The sequence below is a fragment of the Phaeobacter sp. B1627 genome, from assembly GCF_006265095.1.
Lineage (GTDB): Bacteria > Pseudomonadota > Alphaproteobacteria > Rhodobacterales > Rhodobacteraceae > Epibacterium.
The window spans coordinates 295,412-320,587 of the sequence record NZ_VCNK01000001.1 but is presented as its reverse complement, the minus strand read 5'-3'; the positions used below and the strand labels follow the sequence as shown (position 1 = coordinate 320,587).

The 25,176-nt window shown below is 62.7% G+C and carries 25 protein-coding genes and 1 other RNA gene; 16 read left to right on the top strand and 10 right to left on the bottom strand.

What is annotated here, in order from left to right; all coding sequences use genetic code 11:
- Positions 1-65: 65 nt before the first annotated feature.
- The 3 genes from FGE21_RS01400 (at position 66) to FGE21_RS01390 (ending at position 1,933) form a co-directional block, all read left to right on the top strand.
- A complete protein-coding gene (locus tag FGE21_RS01400; protein WP_139661008.1) occupies positions 66-278 on the top strand; it encodes a DUF1127 domain-containing protein in 213 nt (70 codons plus the stop codon).
- Positions 279-506: 228 nt separating this feature from the next.
- Positions 507-1,286 (top strand): Bax inhibitor-1/YccA family protein, encoded by a 780-nt coding sequence (locus tag FGE21_RS01395; RefSeq protein ID WP_139661007.1) that lies wholly within the window; start codon positions 507-509, stop codon positions 1,284-1,286.
- A 149-nt stretch (positions 1,287-1,435) separates the two neighbouring features.
- Positions 1,436-1,933: a GNAT family N-acetyltransferase gene (locus FGE21_RS01390; RefSeq protein WP_139661005.1), complete on the top strand. Its 498-nt coding sequence runs from the start codon at positions 1,436-1,438 to the stop codon at positions 1,931-1,933.
- Positions 1,934-2,045: 112 nt separating this feature from the next.
- Here FGE21_RS01390 and FGE21_RS20265 read toward each other — a convergent pair whose 3' ends face one another.
- The 7 genes from FGE21_RS20265 to gatC all read right to left on the bottom strand — a co-directional run bounded on the left by FGE21_RS20265 (position 2,046) and on the right by gatC (position 6,930).
- Entirely contained in the window at positions 2,046-2,171 is a 126-nt protein-coding gene (locus FGE21_RS20265; protein WP_255731214.1) for a hypothetical protein, read from the bottom strand.
- 406 nt (positions 2,172-2,577) lie between these two features.
- The gene (gene rpmG, locus FGE21_RS01385; protein ID WP_007814563.1) at positions 2,578-2,745 is read right to left on the bottom strand and encodes a 50S ribosomal protein L33; all 168 of its coding nucleotides are present in this window, start codon (positions 2,743-2,745) and stop codon (positions 2,578-2,580) included.
- Between the two features lie 159 nt (positions 2,746-2,904).
- An RNA gene (rnpB, locus tag FGE21_RS01380) (RNase P RNA component class A) lies at positions 2,905-3,338 on the bottom strand.
- 117 nt (positions 3,339-3,455) lie between these two features.
- Entirely contained in the window at positions 3,456-4,115 is a 660-nt protein-coding gene (locus FGE21_RS01375) for an N-acetylmuramoyl-L-alanine amidase (RefSeq protein WP_139661004.1), read from the bottom strand.
- A 26-nt stretch (positions 4,116-4,141) separates the two neighbouring features.
- On the bottom strand, positions 4,142-4,936 hold the full coding sequence (locus FGE21_RS01370) for a hypothetical protein (RefSeq protein WP_139661002.1): 795 nt from the start codon (positions 4,934-4,936) through the stop codon (positions 4,142-4,144).
- A 215-nt stretch (positions 4,937-5,151) separates the two neighbouring features.
- Positions 5,152-6,639: an Asp-tRNA(Asn)/Glu-tRNA(Gln) amidotransferase subunit GatA gene (gene gatA, locus FGE21_RS01365; RefSeq protein ID WP_139661001.1), complete on the bottom strand. Its 1,488-nt coding sequence runs from the start codon at positions 6,637-6,639 to the stop codon at positions 5,152-5,154.
- A gap of 3 nt (positions 6,640-6,642) precedes the next feature.
- Complete coding sequence (gatC, locus tag FGE21_RS01360) at positions 6,643-6,930, bottom strand: Asp-tRNA(Asn)/Glu-tRNA(Gln) amidotransferase subunit GatC (protein WP_139660999.1); 288 nt, start codon at positions 6,928-6,930, stop codon at positions 6,643-6,645.
- Between the two features lie 546 nt (positions 6,931-7,476).
- Between gatC and FGE21_RS01355 the strand changes: the two genes are divergently transcribed.
- Entirely contained in the window at positions 7,477-8,169 is a 693-nt protein-coding gene (locus FGE21_RS01355; protein WP_139660998.1) for a metal-dependent hydrolase, read from the top strand.
- A complete protein-coding gene (locus FGE21_RS01350) occupies positions 8,169-9,338 on the top strand; it encodes a M24 family metallopeptidase (RefSeq protein ID WP_139660996.1) in 1,170 nt (389 codons plus the stop codon). Before FGE21_RS01355 ends, FGE21_RS01350 begins: the two co-directional genes overlap by 1 nt.
- Before the next feature lie 323 nt (positions 9,339-9,661).
- Here the strand turns inward: FGE21_RS01350 and FGE21_RS01345 are convergent, their stop codons facing one another.
- From FGE21_RS01345 to FGE21_RS01335, 3 genes are all read right to left on the bottom strand, one after another.
- On the bottom strand, positions 9,662-10,276 hold the full coding sequence (locus FGE21_RS01345; protein ID WP_139661059.1) for a DNA-3-methyladenine glycosylase I: 615 nt from the start codon (positions 10,274-10,276) through the stop codon (positions 9,662-9,664).
- A gap of 246 nt (positions 10,277-10,522) precedes the next feature.
- Positions 10,523-11,371: an aminoglycoside phosphotransferase family protein gene (locus FGE21_RS01340; RefSeq protein ID WP_255731213.1), complete on the bottom strand. Its 849-nt coding sequence runs from the start codon at positions 11,369-11,371 to the stop codon at positions 10,523-10,525.
- Between the two features lie 20 nt (positions 11,372-11,391).
- A complete protein-coding gene (locus FGE21_RS01335) occupies positions 11,392-11,823 on the bottom strand; it encodes a nucleoside deaminase (protein WP_139661057.1) in 432 nt (143 codons plus the stop codon).
- Positions 11,824-11,953: 130 nt separating this feature from the next.
- On the opposite strand from FGE21_RS01335, the gene FGE21_RS01330 reads away from it, so the two are divergent.
- The 11 genes from FGE21_RS01330 to FGE21_RS01280 all read left to right on the top strand — a co-directional run bounded on the left by FGE21_RS01330 (position 11,954) and on the right by FGE21_RS01280 (position 25,103).
- A complete protein-coding gene (locus FGE21_RS01330) occupies positions 11,954-13,120 on the top strand; it encodes a pseudouridine synthase (RefSeq protein ID WP_139660993.1) in 1,167 nt (388 codons plus the stop codon).
- 164 nt (positions 13,121-13,284) lie between these two features.
- A complete protein-coding gene (locus tag FGE21_RS01325; RefSeq protein WP_139660991.1) occupies positions 13,285-14,253 on the top strand; it encodes a 5-bromo-4-chloroindolyl phosphate hydrolysis family protein in 969 nt (322 codons plus the stop codon).
- Between the two features lie 23 nt (positions 14,254-14,276).
- The gene (locus FGE21_RS01320) at positions 14,277-15,467 is read left to right on the top strand and encodes a toxic anion resistance protein (protein ID WP_139660989.1); all 1,191 of its coding nucleotides are present in this window, start codon (positions 14,277-14,279) and stop codon (positions 15,465-15,467) included.
- Positions 15,468-15,496: 29 nt separating this feature from the next.
- On the top strand, positions 15,497-16,468 hold the full coding sequence (locus FGE21_RS01315; RefSeq protein WP_255731212.1) for a DUF2927 domain-containing protein: 972 nt from the start codon (positions 15,497-15,499) through the stop codon (positions 16,466-16,468).
- Between the two features lie 260 nt (positions 16,469-16,728).
- Complete coding sequence (locus FGE21_RS01310) at positions 16,729-17,910, top strand: SPFH domain-containing protein (protein ID WP_139660988.1); 1,182 nt, start codon at positions 16,729-16,731, stop codon at positions 17,908-17,910.
- A gap of 95 nt (positions 17,911-18,005) precedes the next feature.
- Entirely contained in the window at positions 18,006-19,139 is a 1,134-nt protein-coding gene (locus FGE21_RS01305) for a TFIIB-type zinc finger domain-containing protein (RefSeq protein ID WP_139660986.1), read from the top strand.
- A 317-nt stretch (positions 19,140-19,456) separates the two neighbouring features.
- Positions 19,457-19,918 (top strand): D-aminoacyl-tRNA deacylase, encoded by a 462-nt coding sequence (gene dtd / locus FGE21_RS01300; protein WP_139660985.1) that lies wholly within the window; start codon positions 19,457-19,459, stop codon positions 19,916-19,918.
- A gap of 197 nt (positions 19,919-20,115) precedes the next feature.
- Positions 20,116-21,699 carry an ABC transporter substrate-binding protein gene (locus FGE21_RS01295; protein WP_139660983.1) on the top strand — a complete coding sequence of 528 codons (1,584 nt, stop codon included), beginning with the start codon at positions 20,116-20,118 and terminating at the stop codon, positions 21,697-21,699.
- A gap of 1 nt (position 21,700) precedes the next feature.
- Positions 21,701-22,657 (top strand): ABC transporter permease, encoded by a 957-nt coding sequence (locus tag FGE21_RS01290; protein WP_139660981.1) that lies wholly within the window; start codon positions 21,701-21,703, stop codon positions 22,655-22,657.
- The gene (locus tag FGE21_RS01285) at positions 22,654-23,469 is read left to right on the top strand and encodes an ABC transporter permease (protein WP_139660980.1); all 816 of its coding nucleotides are present in this window, start codon (positions 22,654-22,656) and stop codon (positions 23,467-23,469) included. The genes FGE21_RS01290 and FGE21_RS01285 overlap by 4 nt, the downstream gene beginning before the upstream one ends.
- Positions 23,466-25,103, top strand: a complete 1,638-nt coding sequence (locus FGE21_RS01280) for an ABC transporter ATP-binding protein (RefSeq protein WP_139660978.1) — start codon at positions 23,466-23,468, stop codon at positions 25,101-25,103. Before FGE21_RS01285 ends, FGE21_RS01280 begins: the two co-directional genes overlap by 4 nt.
- Positions 25,104-25,176 lie beyond the last annotated feature (73 nt).

Below are 25,176 nucleotides of genomic sequence, written 5' to 3'. Positions count from 1 at the left end.
ATATAGATCAATACCAGTGATGCAAAGGATCGCATCCATCACCAATTAAACTGAGGAGCCGTATCATGGCTGATAGTCTTTCCCGAAACATCCCACTGCGGCCCCGCCGCGCCTCCCTTGTTGCCGGTATTGTCCGGGCATTCTCGGTCCAGCGCCAGCGCCGCAAGCTGCTGACATTGGACGATCGACAGCTGAAAGACATCGGCCTGACCCGCCGGGATGTAGAGGCAGAAGCCCGCCGCCGGGTCTGGGACGCGCCGCAGCATTGGCAGGTGTAATGCCGCGCATGTTGGCTCTGCGCGCCCCCAATCGCCCCCCGGAACCGGCGCTTTTTACACAACAGCGCCGGTTCCAGTAAAATCCACGTCATCAACGGTGCTCTTTTACTTCGATTGCGAGACGGAACCACTTGAACCGAAGGGCACAAAAGCCGATATTTGGCACAACAGGCACGTCCGCCTCGCGGATATGCTCTGAGGGAGCTTTATAGACGGAGACCATGACGTATGGCACAGTTTGACACCATTCGATCTACAGTCGGCGCCCGCAGCGCCGAGATCGACGCGGGCCTGCGCGCCCACATGAACAAAGTCTACGGCACAATGTCCGTGGGCACACTTATCACTTTCCTCGCCGCCTGGGCGATCGCCGGTCTTTCGGTGACTTCTGATCCATCCGCTGCCGCCGCTCAGCTGAGCGCTGACAGCTACCTGACAAGCTTTGGCTATGCGATCTACGCCTCGCCGCTGAAGTGGGTGATCATGTTCGCACCGCTGGCCTTTGTCTTCTTCGGCTTTGGCGCCGCGATGAAGCGCCTGCCCGCCGCTGGCGTGCAGCTGGTCTTCTACGCCTTTGCCGCGCTGATGGGCCTGTCGATCTCTTCGATCTTCGTGGTCTTCACCGGTGAGAGCATCGCACAGGTGTTCCTGGTGACCTCCATCGCCTTTGCCGGCCTGTCGCTGGTCGGGTACACGACCAAGAAAGACCTCTCTGCGATGGGAACGTTCCTGATCATGGGCGTCATCGGTCTGGTTGTGGCCTCGGTGGTGAACATCTTCCTGCAATCTTCCGCCATGGGCTTTGCGATTTCGGTTCTCGGCGTGCTGATTTTCGCGGGCCTGACCGCCTATGACACGCAGAAGATCAAGACCACATACCTTGAGATGGCCCACACCGGCGATCAGGAATGGCTCGGCAAGGCGGCGATCATGGGCGCGCTGAACCTCTATCTGGACTTCATCAACATGTTCATGTTCTTGCTCCAGCTGCTTGGGAACCGCGAATAGACGCATATTTCCAAATAAACAGACAGCCGGGGCGGATCACTCAGATCCGCCCCTTTTCTTTTGCCCCGGTTCTTTTGCTCCGCTGTTCATTTGCCCTGCCCCAATGATCCGGGCGCCCCTTCTGCACGATGTCACCTGAGGATCTGCCGATGAAAATTACCCCGCTTGCCGCGACGGAGGCCGCTGTTCTTGTCCCATTGCTGCAGGATCTGCATGCGCTGCATGTGGCCCATCAGCCCGAGCGCTACCCGGCTGACCCCGATCCGCAAGAGCTGGCGCGCTGGATGCAGGATTGGCTGAGTACGCCAGGCACCACGGCATTGGTGGCCCGAAGCCCACAGAACGCGGTGATGGGCTATCTGGTCTATGAGATCGAAAACCGCCCGGCACTTCCGGTGCGGCTGGCAGAACGACGCGCGATGATTCACCATATTGCGGTGGCCCCGCCCTTCCGGCGCATTGGCGTCGGCAAAGCTCTGATGGATGTCACGAAGCGTCAGGCACTGGCAGATGGCGCCACGGTGATTGGGGTCACCTATGCGCCGTTCAACACCGCCTCCGCATCACTGATGCGGCGACTTGGGATTGAGCCGGTCCTGACCTATGCGGAATGGCGTCCCGTGCAGACCACGCGGACTGAACTCTGACCGCCCGAACGCCGGCGCGAAAACCCGCCCGAGAGCCCGCCTGCAACAACGACTGTCCCGGCGACCGGCGGGGGCGGGCGGGGTGGATTGTGCCGCCCCCGTGAAGCGGGTCTCAGAGGGTGACAACGCTGATGGCTGCCGGTGCCTCAAGGACAGGCAGTCCGTCACCCTCTCCGGTGTGAACAGCCGCCGCCGGAAGCATCAGTATCACCATCGACAATCCCAGTAGTTTCTTCATCTTGAGCACCCCATATCAACGCCCGCTTCACCTTTGTTGGTTTGCGGGCGCAATGTGGCGCTCATGTGCAGACAGATGGGCGTGGAGCCGAAGTTCCCGCAGGATTTTAGCAAAGTATGAACGGCCTCAGATGCCCGCCGGTCGTGCCGATTGGGGCGCGTGGCCCTGACCACGCCGCAGTAGGGCGCATCATCGCAGAGCTTTTGCTCAGGCAGTTCAGGCAGATCCGACGCGGCTCTGGCAGGTCCGCCCGCGTGGTGCGCGCAGGACCGGATCAGACATCCGGTGCGAGAAAGAACCGGTGCGAAAAAGAGCAGAGCCGAAAAAAAGAGCAGAGCCGAAAAAGAAAAGGGCCGCGACATTGCGCGACCCTGTTCGTAAAGATCAGTCCAAGAGGCCGGAAGGCTTACTTGATCTTGCCTTCTTTGTACTCAACATGCTTGCGCACAACCGGGTCATACTTCCGTACGACCATTTTTTCAGTCATGGTGCGAGCGTTCTTTTTGGTCACGTAGAAGTGGCCCGTGCCCGCGGTCGAGTTCAGGCGGATTTTGATGGTCGTCGGCTTCGCCATTGTGCTTCTCCTGCGTCCGAAAAGGCAGGGGCCTCTCGGGTCATAATTCCTATATGAGCGTGCGCTTTTACCTTCGTGACGGCGGGTGTCAATAGGATTCGCCGCGATAAATGCTCCGCTCGCTGAAATGGCGCCCCCGGCGGGCACGCCATGGTAATTTTGCACAGAGAGCCTGTAAGCCGGATCTTGTTCCCCCTGCCCCGTAGGACAGGGTTCGATGACCATTCTTCTGCGACGCCTGTTGCCAGTCGCCTCTAGCTGCCAACCCGGCCTCTCTCGGGTGAAACGTCCCTAGCGGCGGTATCGGGTTGCCCCGACCGGCCCGCGCGGAGGCCCTATTTGGCATTGCTCCCGGTGGGGCTTGCCGTGCCACCCCTGTTGCCAGCGGCGCGGTGGGCTCTTACCCCACCGTTTCATCCTGACCCTGCCGGTGCCTCCGTCGGCGAACCTCCGGAGCGGCAGGGCGGTTTGTTTTCTGTGGCGCTTTCCGTCGGGTTTCCCCGCCCGGGCGTTACCCGGCACCGTTGTTTCAGGGAGTCCGGACTTTCCTCGCACGTGACCGAAGCCCCGCACGCGGCCATCCGGCTCTCTGCGCGAGCGCCTGCCTACGCCCCGGACAGCGTGCCGTCAAGCAACAACCACGGCGGGGCGTGGTCGCGTCCGGTCCGAACTGCGCCAGCCCCTGCCCCCTGCGCGCCCCCCTGTGGGCGCTACTCCGCCAGCACCTGCAGATCCGCCGCGCAGAGCCCCCCCCGCCCCCAGGGCCGGTACCGCAGGCGCACGGCCTGCAGGAGCGTCGTGTCGTCCACATCCGCAGTGAACCCCCGTGCTCTGGCGAGCTGACGGAATTGATCGGATCGCAACCCGGTCGCGACAGGCGCAGCCGTCACGGCCCGCGCAAGACCACCCCTGGACAGCCGCGCCCAGTCGAAGCGCGGCCCCGGGTCCCATTTGCGCCCCGGTGCCATGTCGGAATGCCCGATGACCCCCTCGGGCGGAATATTCCAGCGCTGCATGATCTGCGGCAGCAGGGCCTCCAGCTTTCGCATCTGCGGCTCGGAGAACGGATGCGTGCCGCGATTGTCCAGCTCAATTCCGATTGAGCGAGAGTTGATATCGCCGCGCCCCGCCCATTCCCCGGCGCCCGCATGCCAGGCCCGCATATCCTCTGCCACCAACTGCACAAGACCGCCATCCGCACGGATCAGATAATGCGCCGACACTTCGAACTGCGGATCACACAGACGCTGCAGAGCGTCCCCCGCGCTCTCCATCGCGGTATAATGGAGAACAATCAGCTCGGGGCGCAGCCCGTCCCGCCGAGGCCCGAAATTCGGACTCGGATGCCAGAGAGGCTCAGCTGTGCGCATCTGTATCGTGCCTGTCTGCGAGTGGGCTACTGGCTTTGCGCCCGCACCGCCGCCCGGTAGGGGGCCGGGTTCCAGCCGCAGGCATAGCCGTCCCCGTCCGGGTCCAGCGCCTTGCGGTCCCGGGTCGGGCCGCCCATTTCCAGAAAGGCGATCTGAGCCAGATCGGGCGAGGCAAATTCGGCGCAGTTGCGCTGCGAGCGGGCCTGCAGGTTCAGGCCCGTCCGGCTGTAGATCCGCTGCCCTCGCGGATTCGAGGTCGACAGCGCGAACCGGACGACATTGGGCGACAGGTCCTGAGGCCGGTCCGGCACTGCGGTCGGGTTGACCACCTGATACTGGGCCCGCTGACGCTGCAGGCGTTCCGCGTCACTCTCAATGCTCTGGCGGGAGGAGACTGCCGCAAAATCATTCTCGTCCGAGATACCGGCGTTCCCCGCCAGAACCGGCGCAGGGTTTGAGGGGTTGGCCTCGACCGGGCGCTGGCCAGAGTTCTGCCCTGCGGCGGCAAGGGCTGCGGCCGCCTCCCGGGCAATGTCATCGCTGCCAGCCCCTGCAGAGGGCGTCCCCGCAGAGGGGCGCGGATCCTGCCAATTGGCATTCTGCGCGCCGCTTTCATCAGACAGGCGCACCGGCGGCACCAGAGGGTCCCCGTTCAGCGTGCGCCCGGGCTCGATTTCCGGCGGGGCATTGAACGGGCTGGTGTCATCGCCAACCCCGGCCGCGCTGTCGGGCACTTGCGGGGCGCAGGCCGCCAGCGTCAGCGCCGCCGCCGCTATCAGATATTTCAGGTTCTGCCGAAGATATTGCGCGTTCGTTGCCATTGTATGCACCTGTCTCTGCCCGTCGTTGCCTGTCGCTGCCCGTTTTCGCCGGTTTCTACCTGTCTTGGCGTTCACCGTTTCATTCTCTGAACCGCGCTGCAGGCCGCCCCGGACACCGTGCCGTGAACCGCGCTGTCCTTCTCACGATCAGACGCCGCCCCCCGTCGACGGGGGCCGACGGGGGCCAGTTCAGAGAATTGACGTTCTGCCCCGTTTTACCACCAGCGCGCCGGTTTGGCCACAAAGCCTGCGGATTGCTCCAGTGCATAGGCGGTATTGAGCAGATCGCCCTCATCCCAGGGTTTGCCAATCAACTGCAAGCCCAGCGGCAGGCCCTTTGCATCGAGGCCTGTCGGCACCGAAATCCCCGGCAGACCGGCGAGGTTCACGGTGATGGTGAAGACATCGTTCAGGTACATCTGCACCGGATCCGCGTCGTTCATTTCGCCAAGTCCGAAGGCCGCCGAGGGGGTGGTTGGCGTCAGGATCGCGTCGATCCCTGCGGCAAACACATCCTCGAAATCCTTCTTGATCAGCGTGCGCACCTTGCGGGCCCGGTTGTAGTAGGCGTCATAGAACCCGGCAGACAGCACATATGTACCGACCATCACCCGGCGCTGCACTTCGGCGCCAAATCCTTCGGCCCGGGTCTTTTCGTACATTTCGGTGATCCCATCGCCCGCATCGAGGCTGGCGCGATGGCCAAAGCGCACCCCGTCATAGCGGGCGAGGTTCGACGAGGCTTCCGCAGGGGCGATCACATAGTAGGCGGGCAAGGCGTATTTGGTGTGCGGCAAGGAAATATCGACGATGTCCGCGCCGGCGGATTTCAGCATCTCGGTGCCGTCGCGCCACAGCTTGGAGATCTCCGCAGGCATCCCGTCGATGCTGTATTCGCGCGGAATACCGATTTTCTTGCCCTTGATGTCGCCGGTCAGCATCGCTTCGAAGTTCGGCACCGCGAGATTGGCTGAGGTGGAATCCTTGGCGTCATAGCCGCACATGGCCTCCAGCATGATCGCCGCATCCCGGACGGATTTCGTCATCGGTCCGGCCTGATCGAGCGAGGAGGCGAAGGCCACGATGCCCCAGCGCGAGCAGCGCCCGTAGGTCGGCTTGATCCCGACAGTGCCGGTAAAGGCCGCAGGCTGACGGATGGAGCCGCCGGTGTCTGTGCCGGTGGCCGCGAGGCAAAGATCGGCGGCCACGGCCGCGGCGGAGCCACCGGAAGAGCCACCCGGCGTCAGCGGCGTGTCATCGTCGCTGCGGCGCCAGGGGCTGATCGCATCGCCATAGGCCGAGCTCTCGTTCGAGGAGCCCATGGCGAATTCATCCATGTTCAGCTTGCCGAGCATCACCGCACCGGCATCCTGCAATTGCTGCGAGACGGTGCTTTCATATTCCGGCTTGAAGCCCTTGAGGATGTTGGAGGCTGCCTGACTGTCGACGCCCTTGGTACAGAACAGGTCCTTGATACCGATCGGCAGGCCACACATTGCAGGCGCGTCGCCGGCGGCGAGGCGCGTGTCTGCGGCGCGGGCCCGCTCCAGCGCGAGTTCGGGTGTCCGGTGCACAAAGGCATTGAGCGCTCCGGCGGCATCTATGGCGGACAGGCAGCTTTCGGTCAGCTCGACCGAGGTGGTTTCGCCCTTGCGCAGCAGGTCACGGGCATCGGCGAGGCCGAGTTTGTTCAGATCGGACATGTCTTACTCCACAACCTTTGGCACGGCAAAGAACCCCTCGCGGGCGTCGGGCGCATTGGTCAGCACCTTCTCTTGCTGGTTGCCGTCGGTGACCACATCGGCCCGGCGCGCCAGACGCTGTGGCGTGACCGAGGTCATCGGCTCGACGCCATCAACATCCACTTCGTTCAGTTGCTCGATAAAGCCCAGGATGGTGTTGAATTCCTCTGCCAGCGCGGGCAGAGCGTCCTCTTCGACCTTGATCCGGGCCAGTTTCGCCACTTTCGCGGCGGTGCTTTGGTCAATCGACATGGAAACCCTCATCTCGTGTTGCATTGGCATGTACCGTCCACGCTCTCCCGCCGCAAGTCTGCCATGGGATTTCTGCAGAGTTGTGCATTCGGAAGCGTGGATTTCAACACGGACACGGACTCAGATTCAGATAGCTGTTCGGGCACGGCGCATGGCACAGAGGTGTTTCGCTTCGGGCTTCGCCCGAAGCGACCGGCGCGCCTTGCCTGCTGTGCAGGCAAGGCGCGCCGGGCCCAACCGCATGATGGGTCCCGCAAGGGGCACAAAGGCGGGCGGGAGCCCCTGCCCTTCGGCGGCCTTCGACCCCGCGCGTTCGAACTTCAGCAGACGACAGCCCATCGGCTGCGCCCCCTTTCAGCAGCCCTGCGTCCCATGCAAAGCCCAATGCCAACTGGCTATACTGCCAATATGATATGCGGCACCGCAGCCCCCAAGGGAAAACCCTCGCCCTGCCTGCAACGACGCAATAGCATTTTTCCGCACCGCTGATACGCTGCGGCAAATGCTATTTTCACATTTCACCGCGACTGCAAGGAGACGGAAGCAATGAAGCTGATTTGGTTGGGACACAGCGGGTTTCGCCTTGAAACTGGGTCCAGCGTCCTGCTGATTGATCCCTGGCTGACCGGCAACCCGATGCTGAACGAGAGCCAGCACGCGGCGGCCACTGCAGGGGCGACACATATCCTGCTGACCCATGCCCATTTCGACCACGTGGTCGATGTCCTTGCCCTCGCCAAACACCTGTCGATCCCGATCATTGGGCAGTACGATCTGATGGGATACTGGGCCGAGACCGAAGGGGTAGAGACCATCGGCTTCAACAAAGGCGGCACAATAGCCTTAGAGGACGCCCGGATCTCCATGGTGTCCGCCTCGCATTCAAACACATTCTCCACCCGCGACGGTCTGCGCACAGCGGGCAGCGAGGTCGGATATATGATCGCCACCGAAGGCCGTGTGATCTATCTCTCGGGCGACACCGACATCATGGCGGACATGGATTGGATGGGAGACTACTACAAACCCGATATCGGCATCCTCTCCGCGGGCGGGCATTTCACCATGGACATGAAAGCCGCAGCCTATGCCGCCAAGCGGTATTTTGCCTTCAAAACACTCATCCCCTGTCACTATCGGACGTTTCCGCTGCTGGAACAGTCGGCACAGGACTTGATTGACGGCCTCCCCGGCGTCAACGTCATCGAGCCACAGGTTATGAAAGAAATTGAACTCTGATGCCCGCCAATGACTTCACCACAACCGAATACGCCCGCAGACTGGAAAAGACCCGCAGCGCCATGGCGCAGAAAGGCCTCGAGACGCTGGTGATCTGCGATCCCTCGAACATGGCCTGGCTCACCGGCTACGACGGCTGGAGCTTTTACGTGCCGCAGGCCGTGATCCTGCACCGCGACGGCATGCCAATGTGGTGGGGACGCACACAGGACAAGCCGGGGGCCGCACTCACCACCTGGCTGGAGGCAGATCAACTGTTCGACTGGCCGGAGGAGCACGTCCAGCATCCCGACCATCACCCGTTTGACTCGCTCGTGGCGCTGTTGCGCGAACACGGCTGGACCGAGGCGATCGGGGTCGAGATGGACAACTATTATTTCTCGGCCCGAAGCTATCAGATCCTCGAGGCCGCCTTTGGCCGGGACGCTCTTGCTGACGCGACCGGCCTCGTCAACTGGCAGCGCGCCGTAAAGAGCGAACAGGAGCTGCAGCTGATGCGCAGTGCCGGTCGGTTGTCGGCCCATATGCACGGGGTGCTGCGCGCCGAATTCAACGAAGGGATCGCCAAGAACGCGCTGGTCGCGCGCGTGCAGGCCGCAGGCATCGAAGGCCTGCCGGATCTGCCCGGCGACTACCCGGCGATCGCACCAATCGCGCCATCGGGGATTGAGGCTTCGGCCTCGCATATCACCTGGAACGACCGGCCGCTGGCGCAGGGCGAAGCCACTTATTTCGAAATCTCGGGCTGCGTGCGGCGCTATCATTGCCCGATCAGCCGCACTTTGTTTCTGGGCAGCCCGCCCGAGGACATCCGGCGCGGCGAGGCGGCGATCCTGCAGGCGATCGAGGACACCTTTGCCGTCGCCAAACCGGGCGTCACCTGTGAAGATGTCGCCGCCTGCGTCTACGAGAGCTTCGGTCGGGCCGGGTATATCAAGGGCAACCGCACGGGGTATCCGGTGGGTCTCAGCTATCCGCCCGACTGGGGCGAGCGCACAATGTCCCTGCGTCCCGGCGATACAACCCGGCTGGAAGAGAACATGACGTTTCACCTGATGCCAGGCCTCTGGACACCGGATTGGGGCATGGCGATCACCGAGACATTCGTCGTCACGCCAAACGGCGGCGAGGCCCTGGCCGATGTTCCCCGCGAAATCGTGGTGAAATGAGTGGTGAAGGGCATTGAGCGCTGTCAGGAGGTGGGCAGGTGGACGGCAGGCATTCAGCAGGCGGCCGCCGCAGGCGCTCCCGCCTCCAAATCGGCTGAACAACTTAAATACCGAAGTCCCCGAGCCCCTGCGCCATCCCTGGTTTTCCGGCAGGTTTTCCAGCAGAGAAACCGTCGGTTGTTCTCCCGCCCGTCGGCACAGCTTTTGTAAAAGCCGCGCCTCCCGTTGGGGGCGGCGTCGCGCGCCCTTCGGGCGCGCGACGCCGGTCGCTTTGGGCAAAGCCCAAAGCGAAACACTTCAGGACAGATCCCTTCCGATCCGGCTCATGGCTTGCTCTGATCTGGCACCGTAAAAGACCTGCGCGCCTCCTCCGCAAGAGGGCGACAATAGCAGCCTGTCGCGTGATCATTCACCAGCCCCATCGCCTGCATGAAGGCAAAACAGGTGGTCGGGCCCACGAACTTCCATCCTCGTTTTTTCAGCTCTTTGGACAGGGCAACAGATTCCGCACAAGTGGAAACCGTCTGGGGTTCGGGCGGCTCCAATACCTCATAGCGCCAGAAAAATGCGGCCAGACTCCCCTCAGCGCGTTCCATTTCCACCGCACGGGCGGCATTGTTCAACGTCGCTTCGATCTTGCCGCGATGACGAATGATGCCCGCGTCCTGTAACAGGGCCGTCACCTGTTCTGCGCCATAGCCCGCCACCAGATGATAGTCGAAATTGTCAAAGGCGCGGCGAAAATTCTCCCGCTTTGCAAGGATGGTGCGCCAGCTCAGGCCCGACTGAAAACTCTCCAGACAGATCTTCTCAAACAGACGCCGGTCGTCGCCGACGGGAAAGCCCCATTCAGCGTCATGATAGGCATCGAACTCAGGCGCAGACCCGGACCACGCGCAGCGGGTTTTGCCATCGCGGCCTTTCACCGTCGCATTCATGACCGATGTCCAGTCTGAAAACCCCTGATCCGGCCCCTCGGGTGGGCACGGCCTGAAGGTGTAGTCTGTCTCATCCTGCAGTCCTCCTTTCATCTCATCATTTGCCGCTTTCCCGGGCCAGGCGGGGGTGCCGGGCCACCGACCCCCCCTCTTTCCCGGATCCAGTGCCGCAAAACCGGCAACATTGGACGAGACCCGAAAGGGCGAAACCGCCCTCCCCTGTGTCACCCGGGAGGAGGCGTCGTGTCAAAACCACGCGGATCCCTCGGCCCGCAACAATGCCGCTATCAGGTCCAGGTCCTGTCTCCTCTCGCGCCCCGCCCAGGCCACCGACCAGGCCATCGACAGGGCCGCCTTTGAAATTGCCCATCGCAGCAGCTCATCCGGGCGGCAGCCGAGCGCCGCAGACCACGCCCGCGCGCGGGTGGAAATCACCTCGGGGTCGACCGTATGAGCGGCGCAACCGCGCGGATGGCGAAAGGCATTTGCCAGCTCATATGCTGCGGGCCCGGCGATCCCTTTGGCATCAAAGGCGCGCATGCCCGCCTCCGTCCGAATGACATTGTCGTGGTGCAGGTCGCCATGCAGGCCGACAACAGGCCAGCGCCCGACCTCAAGATCCCTGATGCAGTCGCGTGCCACGGCCTGCGCGGCGATCCCTTCGGGCGATTGGAACCGACAGTCCGGAAGCGGCGCAAACAGCTGCTGCAGCGGCAGGAGGCCCGCCCCCGGCACCTTTCGGGACAACAGCAGGCGGGCAACCTCGGCCAGCGCCAGATCCCCGGTCGCGCAGTCGCCGCCGCGCGCCAGATCGCCGAGCGACGGCCCCTCAAGCCAGTCCATGACCACCGCATCCGTGGACGCGGCCAGGATCGTCACCGCAGGGGGCCCGTCGCAGTGCTGCAAATAGGCGACGCCCGCCGCCTCATTGCCCATGTCGCCGCCGGGGTACTGCTTCAGCGCCGCACGGCCACCGGCGATGCGCTCCACCTGCCAGATTTCCGCCTGGGGGGTCTTCGCCCGCAAGACAGGCGCCGACAGCCCGAACCGGTGCAGGAGATCCGGCGGCAGTTCCGGCGCCACATCTGGGGTCACATCCGGGGGCGCCACCTCTGTCATCGGCGGGACGCGAAGAACGCCCTCAGCATTGCCTCGGCCTCAGCGGCGGAAAACCCGTCATAGACCTCCGGCGCGTGATGCGACTGGGGATGGTCGAACACGCAGGCCCCATGGGCGACACCACCGGATTTCACATCGGACGCGCCGTAATACACCCGAGCAATGCGGGCCGCGGCAATTGCGGCGGCGCACATGGCGCAGGGTTCCAGCGTCACGTAGAGATCATGCCCGGGCAAGCGCTCGTTCTGGCGCGCCGCGCAGGCCTCGCGAATGACCAGCATCTCCGCATGCGCGGTAGGGTCCGACCGCTCTCTGGTACGGTTTCCCGCGCGCGCGACGATCCGGCCGGTCGGATCGACCAGAACGGCCCCGACCGGCACCTCCCCCCGGAGCGCCGCCGCTTGCGCCTCCTCAAGGGCCTCGGCCATGAAGGATCTGAACACCGTATTTACATCCCCATTTCCATCCCCACGACAACGCCGCCGCCCCCTGCGCAGATCCGCAGGGCTGATACAATGCACGCTTTCGCAATCTCCGGGAATAGGCTATGGCAGCGCCATGAGCAAGAAAACCCCTCCCGCCTCGATCAAGCGTACCGCCGCCAGCGGCCCCCGTCCAAAGACGAAACCGCCGGCCCGGCCGCGCGCGAGCACAGGCCCGCAGGCAAACAAGACCGATGACGCGCGGCCCTCTTCTGATGGTGCCCCCGACGGGGATCGTATCGCCAAGGTTCTGTCACGCGCGGGCGTTGCCTCCCGCCGCGAAGCCGAGCGGATGATCGCGGACGGGCGCGTGGTGGTGAACGGCAAGACCATCGAAAGCCCGGCCTTGAATGTGACCGAAGCGGACCGCATCAGTATCGATGGCAAACCCCTGCCCGCAGCCGAAGCCCCGCGCCTCTGGCTCTACCACAAACCCCTGGGCCTGGTGACGACCAATTCCGACGAAAAGGGCCGCAAGACGATTTTCGACGCGCTCCCCGAGGATCTGCCCCGGGTGATGACGGTTGGTCGTCTGGACATCAACTCCGAAGGCTTGCTGCTGCTGACCAACGACGGCGGCATCAAGCGCCAGCTGGAGCTGCCCTCGACCGGCTGGCTTCGCCGCTACCGGGTGCGGATCAATGGCCGACCTCAGGAAACCGACTTTGAACCGCTGCGCAAAGGTCTGGTGATCGATGGCGAGCGCTTTCAGCCGATGACCGTGACACTGGACCGCCAGCAGGGCGCCAATGCCTGGCTGACCATCGGCCTGCGCGAGGGGAAGAACCGCGAAATCCGGCGCGCGATCGAAGACATCGGCTATTCGGTGAACCGGCTGCTGCGGATTTCCTACGGCCCGTTCCAGCTGGGCACGCTCAAGGAAGGCGATGTCGAAGAGCTGAAATCCAGGGTGGTGCGCGACCAGCTTGGCCTCGCCGCGCCCGAAGGTGACGGCGAAGCGCGGAAGAAACCGCAACGCTCCAATCGCCAGACCCGCCACACATCCGGCCCGGGCGAGCATCGCGCTCCGGCTGGCAAGACTGGCAAGCGGTCGGGACAAACCACGGGACAGCGCACAGGTCAGGCCGCAGGACCGCAGGCAGGAAAGAGCACCGGCAAGAGCACCGGCAAGAGCACGCGCGCCCCGTCTGCACCCGCCGCACCCGGACGCCCCGGCGGACAGCGGCGCGACGGAAAAACCGGCCCCAAAGGCCCCCGTTTTGGCAAAAAACCGCAAAGGTGAGCCGCGTTACGCCGACTTCCCCCTAGAAGGACGGTCGGAAATCCCCTAGCCTTGCCTCAGTGAGTTATCTCCGGGGGCTATCGCGTTGCAAACAATCGCCTACGTCGCGTTGGTGATCCTGATGCTGGGCATCGGGACCGGCTGGATCGTCGGGGTCTGACGAAATGGCGCAACGCTATGGCGGGCAGCACAGCCCTCAGAACACCCGCAAGAACACCCGCAAAAACCGCTCCTCTGACGACGGTCTATCTGACGTCAGTCTCTCTGACAGCAGTTCCAGCTCCCGGCCGATGACGTCGCCCTCAAGGTTGGCCGTCGCGGCGCGGGTCAGCCCGGTTGGGTTGCGCGCGAATTTGATGTTCGTGCCGCCTGCGATTTTGCTGCTGACCTCGCTGGGCGCTGGTGCCGTCGGCCTGATCACCGGGCTGGTGGCGGCCGGGTTGTGGGCAAGCGCGGCCCTCCTGCTGCGCGAGGGGCTGAAAGCCCAATCGGCCTATGAGGCCCGCAAGGTTGCCCGCAGGCCCGCCCTGCCGCGCAAGATCCTTGCCGCCTTGCTGTGCGGGCTTGGTGGTGGCATCGGGGCATGGGCGAGTGAGCCCGGGGTCCTGACGGCCGCGTTTTATGGGATTGCCTGTTGCGGGCTTCATCTGGCCGCCTTTGGCCTCGATCCGCTGTCCGACAAGGGCGTTGAAGGGATCGATGCCTTCCAGAGCGCCCGCGTCGCGCGGGTCGTGGACGAGGCCGAGACCTTGATGGCCGCAATGAAAGACGCCGTCTTGCGCGCCAAGGACCGACAGGTCGAATTGCGGGTGGAGCAGTTTCAGGCGGTGGCCCGCGATCTCTGCCGCACGGTCGAGGAAGACCCCCGCGACCTGACCGCCGCGCGCAAGTATCTGACTGTCTACCTGATGGGTGCGCGGGACGCGACGATCAAATTTGCCGATATTCACGCCCGCAGCGGCGACGACCAGGCGCGCGCCGACTATCTGGCGCTGCTCGACGACCTGGAACAGAATTTTGCCGCCCGCAATCAAAAGCTCCTGCTTGAAGATCGCGGCGACCTCACCATCGAAATCGATGTTTTGCGCGCTCGTCTGGAGCGCGAAGGCGTCCAGCTGGACCGCCCCTCTTAAACCCGACAGGAAAGGCCTGGCCCATGTCCGAGACCATTCAAAAGAAAGCCGCCGAAGCCGAAGCACTGGTGAAGCAGGTGACCGATGTCGCCCTGCCCGAACCCAAAGGCGAGCTGGCCACGCTGGAGGCCGCAGATCCCGCCACATCCACCGCGATCAGAAGCCGCATTGGCGAGATCGACATGGGCGATACCAATTCCATCATTTCGTTCGGCTCGGCTGCGCAGGCGGAACTGCAGCAGATCAGCCAGGCGATGCTGACGGATGTGCGCAACAAGGACGTCGGCCCCGCAGGCGACTCGCTGCGCGATATCGTGTCAACGATCCGCGGTTTCTCGGTCTCTGAGCTGGACGTGCGCCGCAAGCCGACATTCTGGGAGCGCCTGCTGGGCCGCGCCGCGCCTTTCGCCAAGTTCACCGCCAAGTTCGAAAGCGTTCAGGGCCAGATCGACAAGATCACCGACAGCCTGCTGTCGCACGAGCACACGCTGCTCAAGGATATCAAATCGCTCGATCTTCTCTATGAGAAGACATTGGATTTCTACGACGAGCTGGCGCTTTATATCGCGGCCGGCGAGGCCAAGCTGGCAGAGCTTGATGCCAATGACATCCCCGCCATGGAGGCTGCCGTCGAGGCCGCACCGGAGGCGGACAAGGTGATCAAGGCGCAGGATCTGCGCGATCTGCGCGCCGCGCGCGATGATCTGGAACGCCGGGTGCACGACCTCAAGCTCACCCGCCAGGTCACCATGCAATCGCTGCCGTCGATCCGTCTGGTGCAGGAAAACGACAAATCGCTGGTCACCAAGATCAACTCGACCCTGGTCAACACCGTGCCGCTCTGGGAAACGCAGCTGGCGCAGGCCGTCACCATCCAGCGCTCTGCCGAGGCGGCCCATGCGGTCCGGGACGCCAACAACCTGACCAACGAACTGCTGACCTCCAATGCGGCCAATCTGCGGGAAAGCAACAAGGTCATCCGGCAGGAAATGGAGCGGGGTGTCTTTGACATCGAGGCCGTGAAACAGGCGAATGCGGACCTGATCGGCACCATCGAGGAATCGCTGCAGATCGCCGACGAAGGCAAGCGCAAGCGCCGCGAGGCCGAGGCCGATCTGAAGAAGATGGAGGCCGAACTGCGCGACACGCTGGCGTCGGCCAAGGCGCGCAAGGATGGGGTCGGCGATACCGCCGCGACCTCGGTCCCGGCCTGAACTGAGCTGGTTTGAGCACCGGTCCCGCCATGAGCAACCGCCCCGCCGCGGGTGTTGGCCTCTCACAAAAGCACATGGCGCGCCCCTTGGGTGCGCTGCTGATGCTGGGGATGTCAGTTGCGCTCAGCGGATGCCTTGCCATGGCCCCCGGTCCGAAAGAGACGCCGCGCCCGGCGCCGCGCCCGATCCAGCCGATCTACACCCCGTCGGTTGAGGCGCAGACCCTGACCAAATACTACGCCGATCTGGAACAGGATCTGCTGACCCGCGGATTGCTGCGCACGGATGGGGGCGGGCCGGAAACGCCCTACGATGCTGAGGATCTCGCCGAGAGGTTCGAAACCCTGGCATTTTACGACGAATATGCCGTTGCGCTGGATGGCGGGGCCGGCGGGCTTGGGCGCTGGCAGCAGCCGGTGCGGCTGGTCCCTGTTTTCGGCCCCTCGGTCCCCACCTCCCAGGCGCAGCGGGACCGGGCAACGCTTGAGAGCTATGCGGCCCGCCTGTCGCGGATTACCGGCCATCCGATCTCGGTCGGCAGCAGCGGCAATTTCACGGTGATCTTTGCGGGGGTTGATGATGCGGATTTTGTCGAGGCCCGTGTCCGGCAGCTGCTGCCGAACCTCAGCGCGTCTGATTTGGGGCTGTTCACCGCGCCGCCGCGCAAATTCTATTGTCTGGTGTCGGCAGGCGGGCCGCAACGCGATCCTCTGAACTACAGCAAGGGCGTGGCGCTGATCCGGGCCGAACAGCCCGATCTGATGCGCGACAGCTGCATCCACGAGGAAATCGCGCAAGGCTTGGGGCTGCGCAACGACAGCCCCCGCGCCCGCCCCTCCATTTTTAACGACGACGACGAATTTGCCTTGCTGACCAGCCACGACGAGAAGCTGCTGGAGATCCTCTATGATCCGCGGCTGCGGGTCGGCATGAGCGCCGCCGAGGCGCGGCCTTTGGTGCGCCGTATCGCCCAGGACGTCATGGGGCGGCTGACCCACTAAACTGCCGGCTGGCCGCGATTTCCCTTGTATCTCTTCATATTTATGTCGTCGTCTATGTCGCCGGCTGTTTGCCGGTCGGATGTTCACGGGCCACGCGCGCAGTCAGCCCCCCCGAGTGCGTCGCCTGCGGATAGGCCAGCGAAGAGACCGGGCGGGGAAAAACCGTCTGTTCTCGCCAAATTCGCAAGCCCCGCCCCCAAAGCTCTGGTTTCACGCCGCGCAGATTGCTACATCTGAGGAAACAGCCGCTGGAGGGCACGTTGGGTATTTTCGATTTTCTCAAAGGGGAATTCATCGACGTCATTCATTGGACCGATGATACCCGCGACACGATGGTCACACGGTTCGAACGCGAAGGCCATGCGATCAAATACGGTGCAAAGCTGACTGTGCGCGAGGGCCAGAGCGCGGTTTTTGTGCATGAGGGCCAGTTGGCAGACGTCTTCACCCCGGGTCTCTATCTGCTGGAAACCAACAACATGCCGGTGCTGACGACGCTTCAGCATTGGGATCACGGGTTTCAGTCGCCGTTCAAATCCGAGATCTATTTTGTCGCCACCACGCGGTTCAATGACCTCAAGTGGGGCACCAAGAACCCGATCATGTGCCGCGACCCGGAATTCGGCCCCGTGCGTCTGCGCGCCTTTGGCTCCTATTCGGTCCGGGTGGTCGATCCCGCCCGTTTCCTGACAGAGATTGTCGGGACCGACGGCGAATTCACCATGGATGAAATCTCCTATCAGATTCGCAACATCATCGTGCAGGAGTTTTCCCGCGCGATTGCGGCCTCCGGTATTCCGGTTTTGGACATGGCCGCCAATACCGCCGATCTGGGCAAGCTGGTTGCGGCCGAGATCGCCGCAACGGTTGCCGAATACGGCCTGGCGATCCCAGAGTTGTACGTGGAGAACATCTCGCTGCCGCCTGCGGTAGAAGAGGCGATGGACCGGCGCACCCAGATGGGGATCATCGGGGATCTCGGTCGCTACACCCAATTCAAGGCCGCCGAGGCCATGGAGGCGGCTGCACACGCCCCCAACAGCGGCATGGGCGCCGGGCTTGGCATGGGAATGGGGATGGCAATGGCACAGCAGATGGGTCACGCCCTGCAGGGAGGCGCAACCTCTCCGGCAGCGGGTCAGACCACCGGTCCCTGGGGCGCACGGCCCGCACCCGCTGCGTCGCAGACGGCACCGCAAGCGGCTCCGTTGGCACCACCGCCACCGCCTCTGGAACATGTCTGGCACATCGCCGAAAACGGCCAGACCAGCGGCCCCTTCTCCAAGGCCCGCCTTGGGCGCATGGCGCAAGACGGGGCGTTGAAACGCGACACCCACGTGTGGACCCCGGGTCAGGACGGCTGGATGCGCGCGGGCGACGTAACCGAACTGGCGCAACTGTTCACCATCCTGCCTCCGCCCCCGCCGCCGCCGGCTCCGTAGGGGCAAAGGGCTCTCTGTCACTCCGGGTCATTGCGCCCCCATTCCATACCATCCGTTTCGGTCCATAACACTGCGAGACCTGCATGACCTCCGACATGCCGCCCGTTCCGCCTGCTGACACAGTCTCTTTCGGCTCGGCCCCAGCCACCCGCGAGGATCACCGGTTTCCCTGCGACCAATGTGGTGCCGACTACCGATTTTCCCCCGCGCAGGGCGCGCTGATCTGTGACCATTGCGGTCATGAACAGCCCCTGTCGGACAGCCCATGGGGCGGCAGCGCGCTGAAAGAGATGGATTTCCTCTCTGCCCTGCGCGCACAGCTGCCCGAAGCGGAGATGGAGGTCACCCGCGTCTCCTCCTGTCCGAATTGCGCCGCCCAAGTGGAATTCGACCCCTCCGTGCATGCCCTCGAATGCCCGTTCTGCGCCACCCCGGTCGTCGCGGACACCGGAGAGAACCGGCATATCAAACCGAAAGGCGTGCTGCCGTTCCAGTTTGACGAACGCGCCGCGCATGATGCCATGGAACACTGGCTCGGTCGTTTGTGGTTCGCGCCCAATGGCCTGCGCGACTACGCCCGCCGCGGTCGCAAAATGGACGGGATCTACATCCCCTTCTGGACCTACGATGCGCAGACCCAAAGCCGCTACACCGGCCAGCGCGGGACCGAATACACCGTCAACCGCACGGTCATGGTCGATGGCAAGCCGCAGATACGGACCGAGATCAAGGTCCGCTGGTCCAACACCCGCGGCCGGGTCCAGCGCTTTTTCGATGACGTTCTGGTGCTCGCCTCCAACAGTCTGCCGCGCCGTCACACCGAGGGGCTGGAGCCATGGGATCTGTCGCAGCTGTCGCCCTATCAGCCGAAGTACCTGGCTGGCTTTCGCGCCGAGGCCTACACGATCGACCTCGAATCCGGGTTTGCCGATGCCCGGGCCAAGATGGACCGCGTCATCGAACGCGACATCCGGTTTGACATCGGCGGCGACCGCCAGCGGATCACTTCGGTTGATACGGACGTCAGCGCGGTCACCTTCAAACATATCCTGCTGCCGGTCTGGATGGCGGCCTATAAATATCGCGGCAAAAGCTATCGTTTTATCGTCAATGGCCAATCCGGCCGCGTCCAGGGAGAACGGCCCTATTCGGCGTGGAAAATAGCGGCTGCCGTCACGTTGGGGCTGATCGCGGCGGCCATCATCGCATATATCGCCAGTCAGAACTAAATAGCGACATCTGCTTGCCTTTTCGCGACTCCCCCGGCATGTTCGCCGCAATCCTTGGGGAGATGAATTTTGTCCAACAGCGCTTTGAGCGAGTTTGACCATCTGTTGAGCACAAGACACAGCTGTTGCGGTTTCGAACCCTACTCTGTGTCCCGCGCGATGATCGCACAGATCCTGCGCGCTGTGAGCTGTGGTTTTGAAAACCAGGCACATCCCGCATACGGGATCCGGCCCCTGCGGGCGGACCCGCGCGCGGCCATCGGACGGCAAGCTCATCAACTGGCGCGGGGAATGAACCCGCGCGGGAAGGGCATAGAATGCGCGCGCTTGTGCAACGTGTGAGTGAGGCCCGTGTCCGCGTTGGATCCGAGGTCATTGGCGAAATCGGGCCGGGTCTTTTGATTTTTGTCTGCGCCATGCAGGGCGACAGCAAAGCCGAGGCCGCCCAACTGGTCCACAAGATTTCCAGGCTGCGCATCTTCCGCGACGACGCCGGAAGAATGAACCGCTCGGTGGCTGACATCAAGGGCGCCGCGCTGGTGGTCAGTCAGTTCACACTGGCCGCCGATACAAAAAGCGGCACCCGACCTGGGTTTTCCAAAGCCGCACCCCCAACAGAAGGAGAACTGCTATATCGTTACTTTTGTGATCAAATGCGCCAAACCGAACTCCCGGTCGCCACTGGCGAATTTGGCGCAGACATGAAAGTTTCACTTGTGAATGACGGTCCTGTTACAATCTGGCTCGACACCGATGACCGCAAACCCAGGTCACAGTAGCCAAGGGACAGGCGCACTCACGCGCCCGCCGGATCGGGCCGTTGCCTCACATCGCCTGCTCAGGCAAACCCTGTGATCACAAAAGGAGCACAGGTTTTCTGGCAATATTTCTTGCCCCACACCGCCAAATCGGCAAATCTTGATTCACCATTCAAGAAAAACGGGGCTTACCCGTAACCTCGACAGGGAGACTACGAATGAACGATCATCTGAAACACCTCGCACGAGAAGCCGCGCTGGGTCGCATGGGCCGCCGCGAATTTATCGGACGCGCCGCAGCTCTGGGCATGACCGCATTGGGCGCCAGCTCTTTGCTTGCGACGGCTGCAAAAGCGGCAGGCGCGCAAAAGGGCGGCACGCTCCGTGTCGGTCTGCAGGGGGGATCCACGACCGACAGCCTTGATCCGGCTCTGGCCACGAACCAGGTCGCGCAATCCGTCATCCGCCTCTGGGGCGAACCGCTGGTCGAACTGTCCGGCGATGGCGGCATCGAGAGCAAGGTCGCCGAGAGCTATGAAGCCTCTGCGGATGCAAAGGTCTGGACCTTCAAGCTCCGCTCCGGCATCACATTCTCCAACGGTCAGCCGGTGACCGCCGCAGATGTGGTCGCAACGATGGACCGCCACTCCGGCGAGGACACCAAATCCGGTGCGCTCGGCATCATGCGCTCTATTGTCAGCGTGAAGGCCGAGGGCGACAGCATCGTCGTGGAGCTGGATACGCCGAACGCCGACCTGCCCTACCTGATGACCGACTACCACCTGATCATCCAGCCCAACGGCGGCAAGGACGACCCGTCGGCAGCCATTGGCACCGGCCCCTATGTTCTGAAATCCGTCGACATGGGCGTCCGCTTCGTGGCCGAAAAAAACCCGAACTACTGGGGTGACCTCGGCAATGCCGACACGATCGAATATGTTGTGATCAACGACAATACCGCCCGCGTGGCTGCGCTGCAGGCCGGTCAGGTGGATATGATCGACCGGGTGCCGCCGCGCACCGCGAAGCTGGTCGACCGTGCGCCCAATATCTCGGTGAAATCCGCGGCTGGCCCGGGTCACTATGTGTTCATCATGCATTGTGACACCGACCCGTTTGCCAACAACGATGTTCGCCTTGCCCTGAAATACGGCATCGACCGTCAGGACATGGTCGACAAGATCCTCAACGGCTATGGCACCATTGGCAACGATACGCCGATCAACGCCTCCTATCCTTTGTTCACGGAACTGGAACAGCGCGAATACGATCCGGACAAGGCAAAGTTCCACATGCAGAAATCGGGCTATGAGGGCTCCATCCTGCTGCGGACCTCGGACAACTCCTTCCCGGGTGCGCCGGATGCATCGGCCCTGTTCCAGCAGACCTGTGCCAGCGCCGGTATCGATCTGGAAATCAAACGCGAGCCCAACGATGGCTACTGGTCCGAAGTCTGGAACGCACAGCCGTTCTGCACCTCCTATTGGGGTGGCCGTCCGACGCAGGACCAGATGTTCACCACCGCCTATCTGTCGACTGCGGACTGGAACGACACCCGGTTCAAGAACGAACAGTTCGACCAGCTGCTGATCGCGGCACGGGGCGAGCTGGACACGGCGAAACGGACCCAGATGTATGCGGATATGTCCACCATGCTGCATAATGACGGCGGGTTGATCTGCCCGATGTTCAACGACTTTGTCGATGCCGTGTCGGACCGGATCGATGGCTGGGTCGATGACACCAAGGGCTATCCGCTGATGAACGGCTATGCCCCGATGAAGATGTGGGTCAAAGCCTGATATGAACTCCATCCTGAAACTGGTGGCTCAGCGCATTGCGCTGAGCCTGATGCTCCTGCTGATGATCTCCGTGCTGATTTTTGCGGGCACAATGATCCTGCCGGGCGATGTGGCTCAGTCGATCCTGGGACAATCCGCAACCCCCGAGGCGCTTGCGAATCTGCGCGCCGATCTGGGGTTGAACGATCCGCCGGTCACCCGCTACTTTCAGTGGCTCTTCGGAGCTTTGCAGGGTGATCTTGGCAACGCGCTGACCTCCGGTCAGGATATTACCTCTGCGATCAGTACCCGACTTTCGAACACTCTTTTCCTTGCCTTCTGGGCGGCGCTCATCGCGGTGCCGCTGGCGATCTTTCTCGGACTTCTTGCGGTGCGCTACAAGGACCGCTGGCCGGACAAGCTGATCTCCGGCGTGACACTGGCGTCGATCTCCATTCCCGAATTCCTGATCGGCTACGTACTGATGTATCTGATCGCGGTGAAGCTGCGGTGGTTTCCCTCCGTTGCGATGATCAATGACGGCATGAACCTGTGGCAAAAACTCAATTCAATCGCCCTGCCGGTCGCGGTTCTGACGCTGGTTGTTCTGGCGCATATGATGCGTATGACCCGTGCGGCGATCCTCAACGTGATGCAATCCGCCTATATTGAGACCGCCGAGCTGAAAGGCCTCTCGACGTTCAAGGTGATCTGGCGTCATGCCTTTCCCAACTCGATTGCCCCGATTGTGAACGTGGTGATGCTGAACCTTGCCTATCTGGTGGTCGGCGTCGTGGTGATCGAGGTGGTCTTTGTCTATCCGGGAATGGGTCAGTATCTGGTGGATCACGTGTCCAAACGTGATGTTCCGGTGGTGCAGGCCTGCGGGCTGATCTTTGCCGCCGTATATATCGGTCTCAACATGGTTGCCGATATTGTCTCGATCCTGTCGAACCCGCGCCTGAGGCATCCGAAATGAAGAATATTCCCATATCTGCTCTTGTGGGCCTGTTCTTTACGGGCCTTTATTTTCTGGCGGCGATCTTTGCGCCGCTGCTGGCGCCCTATGGCATGGCCGAAGTTGTCGGCGATGTCTGGGAACCCTCCAGCGCCGAATTCCTCCTCGGGACTGACAATATCGGCCGGGACCTGCTGTCGCGCATAATCTACGGCGGCCGCACCACGATATTTATCGCCACAGTGGCAACCATCCTGTCCTTTACCACCGGCTCCGTGCTGGGCATTTTTGCAGCCGTCGCAGGCGGCTGGGTGGATCAGGTGCTGTCGCGGTTCGTCGATCTTCTGATGTCGATCCCGACGCTGATTTTTGCACTGGTGGTCCTGTCGGTGACGCCGGTGACCGTGCCGATGCTGATCCTGGTGATGGGGCTCCTGGATTCCACCCGCGTGTTCCGTTTGGCCCGCGCGGTCGCGGTGGACATCGAGGTGATGGATTTTGTCGAGGCGGCCCGTCTGCGCGGAGAACGCACGGCCTGGATCATCTTTCGCGAGATCCTGCCAAACGCCCTGTCGCCGCTGGTTGCCGAAATGGGCCTGCGGTTCATTTTCATGGTGCTTTTCGTCTCCACCCTGTCGTTCCTGGGCCTTGGCGTGCAACCGCCAGAAGCGGATTGGGGCGGCATCGTGAAGGAAAACAAGGACGGCATCGTCTACGGCATTCCCGCCGCCCTGATCCCCGCCTTTGCCATCGCGACGCTTGCGATCTCGGTAAATCTGGTGGCCGATTGGGTCCTGAACCGCACCACTTCGCTGAAAGGAGGCCGGGGATGAGCGAGCCAATTCTGAAGGTCCGCAATCTGAAAATCGGCGCCACGGTCTATCCGCCCGGCGAGAAACCGCATGACATCGAGATCGTGCACGGGGTCAGTTTCGACCTTGAGCGCGGCAAGGTGCTGGGGCTGATCGGAGAATCCGGCGCCGGCAAATCCACCATCGGGCTGGCCTCGATGGCCTATGGCCGCGGCGGTGTGGAAATCACCGGCGGTGAGGTCTGGGTAAACGGGCGGGATATCCTGCAATCGCAGATGCACGATATCCGCAAACTGCGCGGCGGCGAAGTGACCTATGTCTCGCAATCCGCCGCAGCCTCGTTCAACCCGGCCAGAACCATCATGGAACAGGTCATCGAAGCCGCGGTGGAACAGGGCAAATTCTCCCGGCGCGATGCCGAGGCCCGCGCGCGCATTCTATTTGACAAACTGGGTCTGCCTGATCCGGAAAACATCGGCAGGCGCTATCCGCACCAGGTTTCAGGCGGTCAGTTGCAGCGCTGCATGACGGCGCTGGCGCTCTGCCCGGAGCCGGATCTGGTGGTCTTTGACGAGCCGACAACCGCGCTTGATGTGACCACGCAGATCGACGTGCTGATGGCGATCAAGGAAGCGATCCGCGATACCGGCGTGGCGGCGCTCTATATCACGCACGACCTCGCCGTGGTGGCTCAGGTGAGCGATGACATCATGGTTCTGCGCCATGGTGAGACCGTCGAATACGGCTCGGTCAATCAGATCATCAACGAACCGCAGGAAGAGTACACGCAGGCCTTGGTCTCCGTCCGCTCGATCGACCACGAAGAAAAGGCCCCGACCGAGGAGCCGGTTCTGTCGGTGCGCAACATCAGCGCGCGCTACAAGGGCACGAAATTCGATGTCCTGCACAGCGTCAATGTGGATCTCTACCCGGGCCAGACGCTGGCGGTGGTCGGTGAATCCGGCTCCGGAAAATCGACGCTGGCGCGGGTGATCACCGGGCTGCTGCCCCCGCGCGAGGGCGAGATCAGCTTTGCCGGGCGCACCCTGTCGGCGGATTTCAACACCCGTACACGCGAGGATCTGCGGGAATTGCAGATGATCTACCAGATGGCGGATGTTGCGATGAACCCCCGTCAGACGGTGGCGACAATCATTGGCCGCCCGCTGGAGTTCTACTTTGGACTGCGCGGCGCCAAGAAACGCCAGCGGATCATCGAGCTGCTCGACGAAATCGAGCTTGGTGAGGGGTTCATGGATCGCTACCCGGCAGAGCTGTCGGGGGGCCAGAAACAGCGGGTCTGCATTGCCAGAGCGCTGGCGGCAAAGCCCAAGGTGATCATTTGCGACGAGGTGACATCGGCGCTGGACCCTCTGGTGGCGGATGGCATCCTGAAACTGTTGCTCAATTTGCAGAAGATCGAGGATGTGGCCTATCTGTTCATCACCCACGATCTTGCGACGGTGCGGGCAATTTCGGACAATATTGCCGTCATGTACAAGGGCAAGGTGCAGCGATATGGCGCCAAGTCCCAGGTTCTGTCGCCACCGTTTGATGACTATACGGATCTGCTGCTCAGCTCGGTGCCCGAGATGAAAATCGGCTGGCTCGAAGAGGTTATCGCCCACCGCAAGATGGAAAGTGCCGGAAACTGAAGTCGCGCGCGGGGTCCGCCCGCTGGGCATGAAATCTGCAAATTCCCGGCGATTGTCATTTGGGCGACGCCGG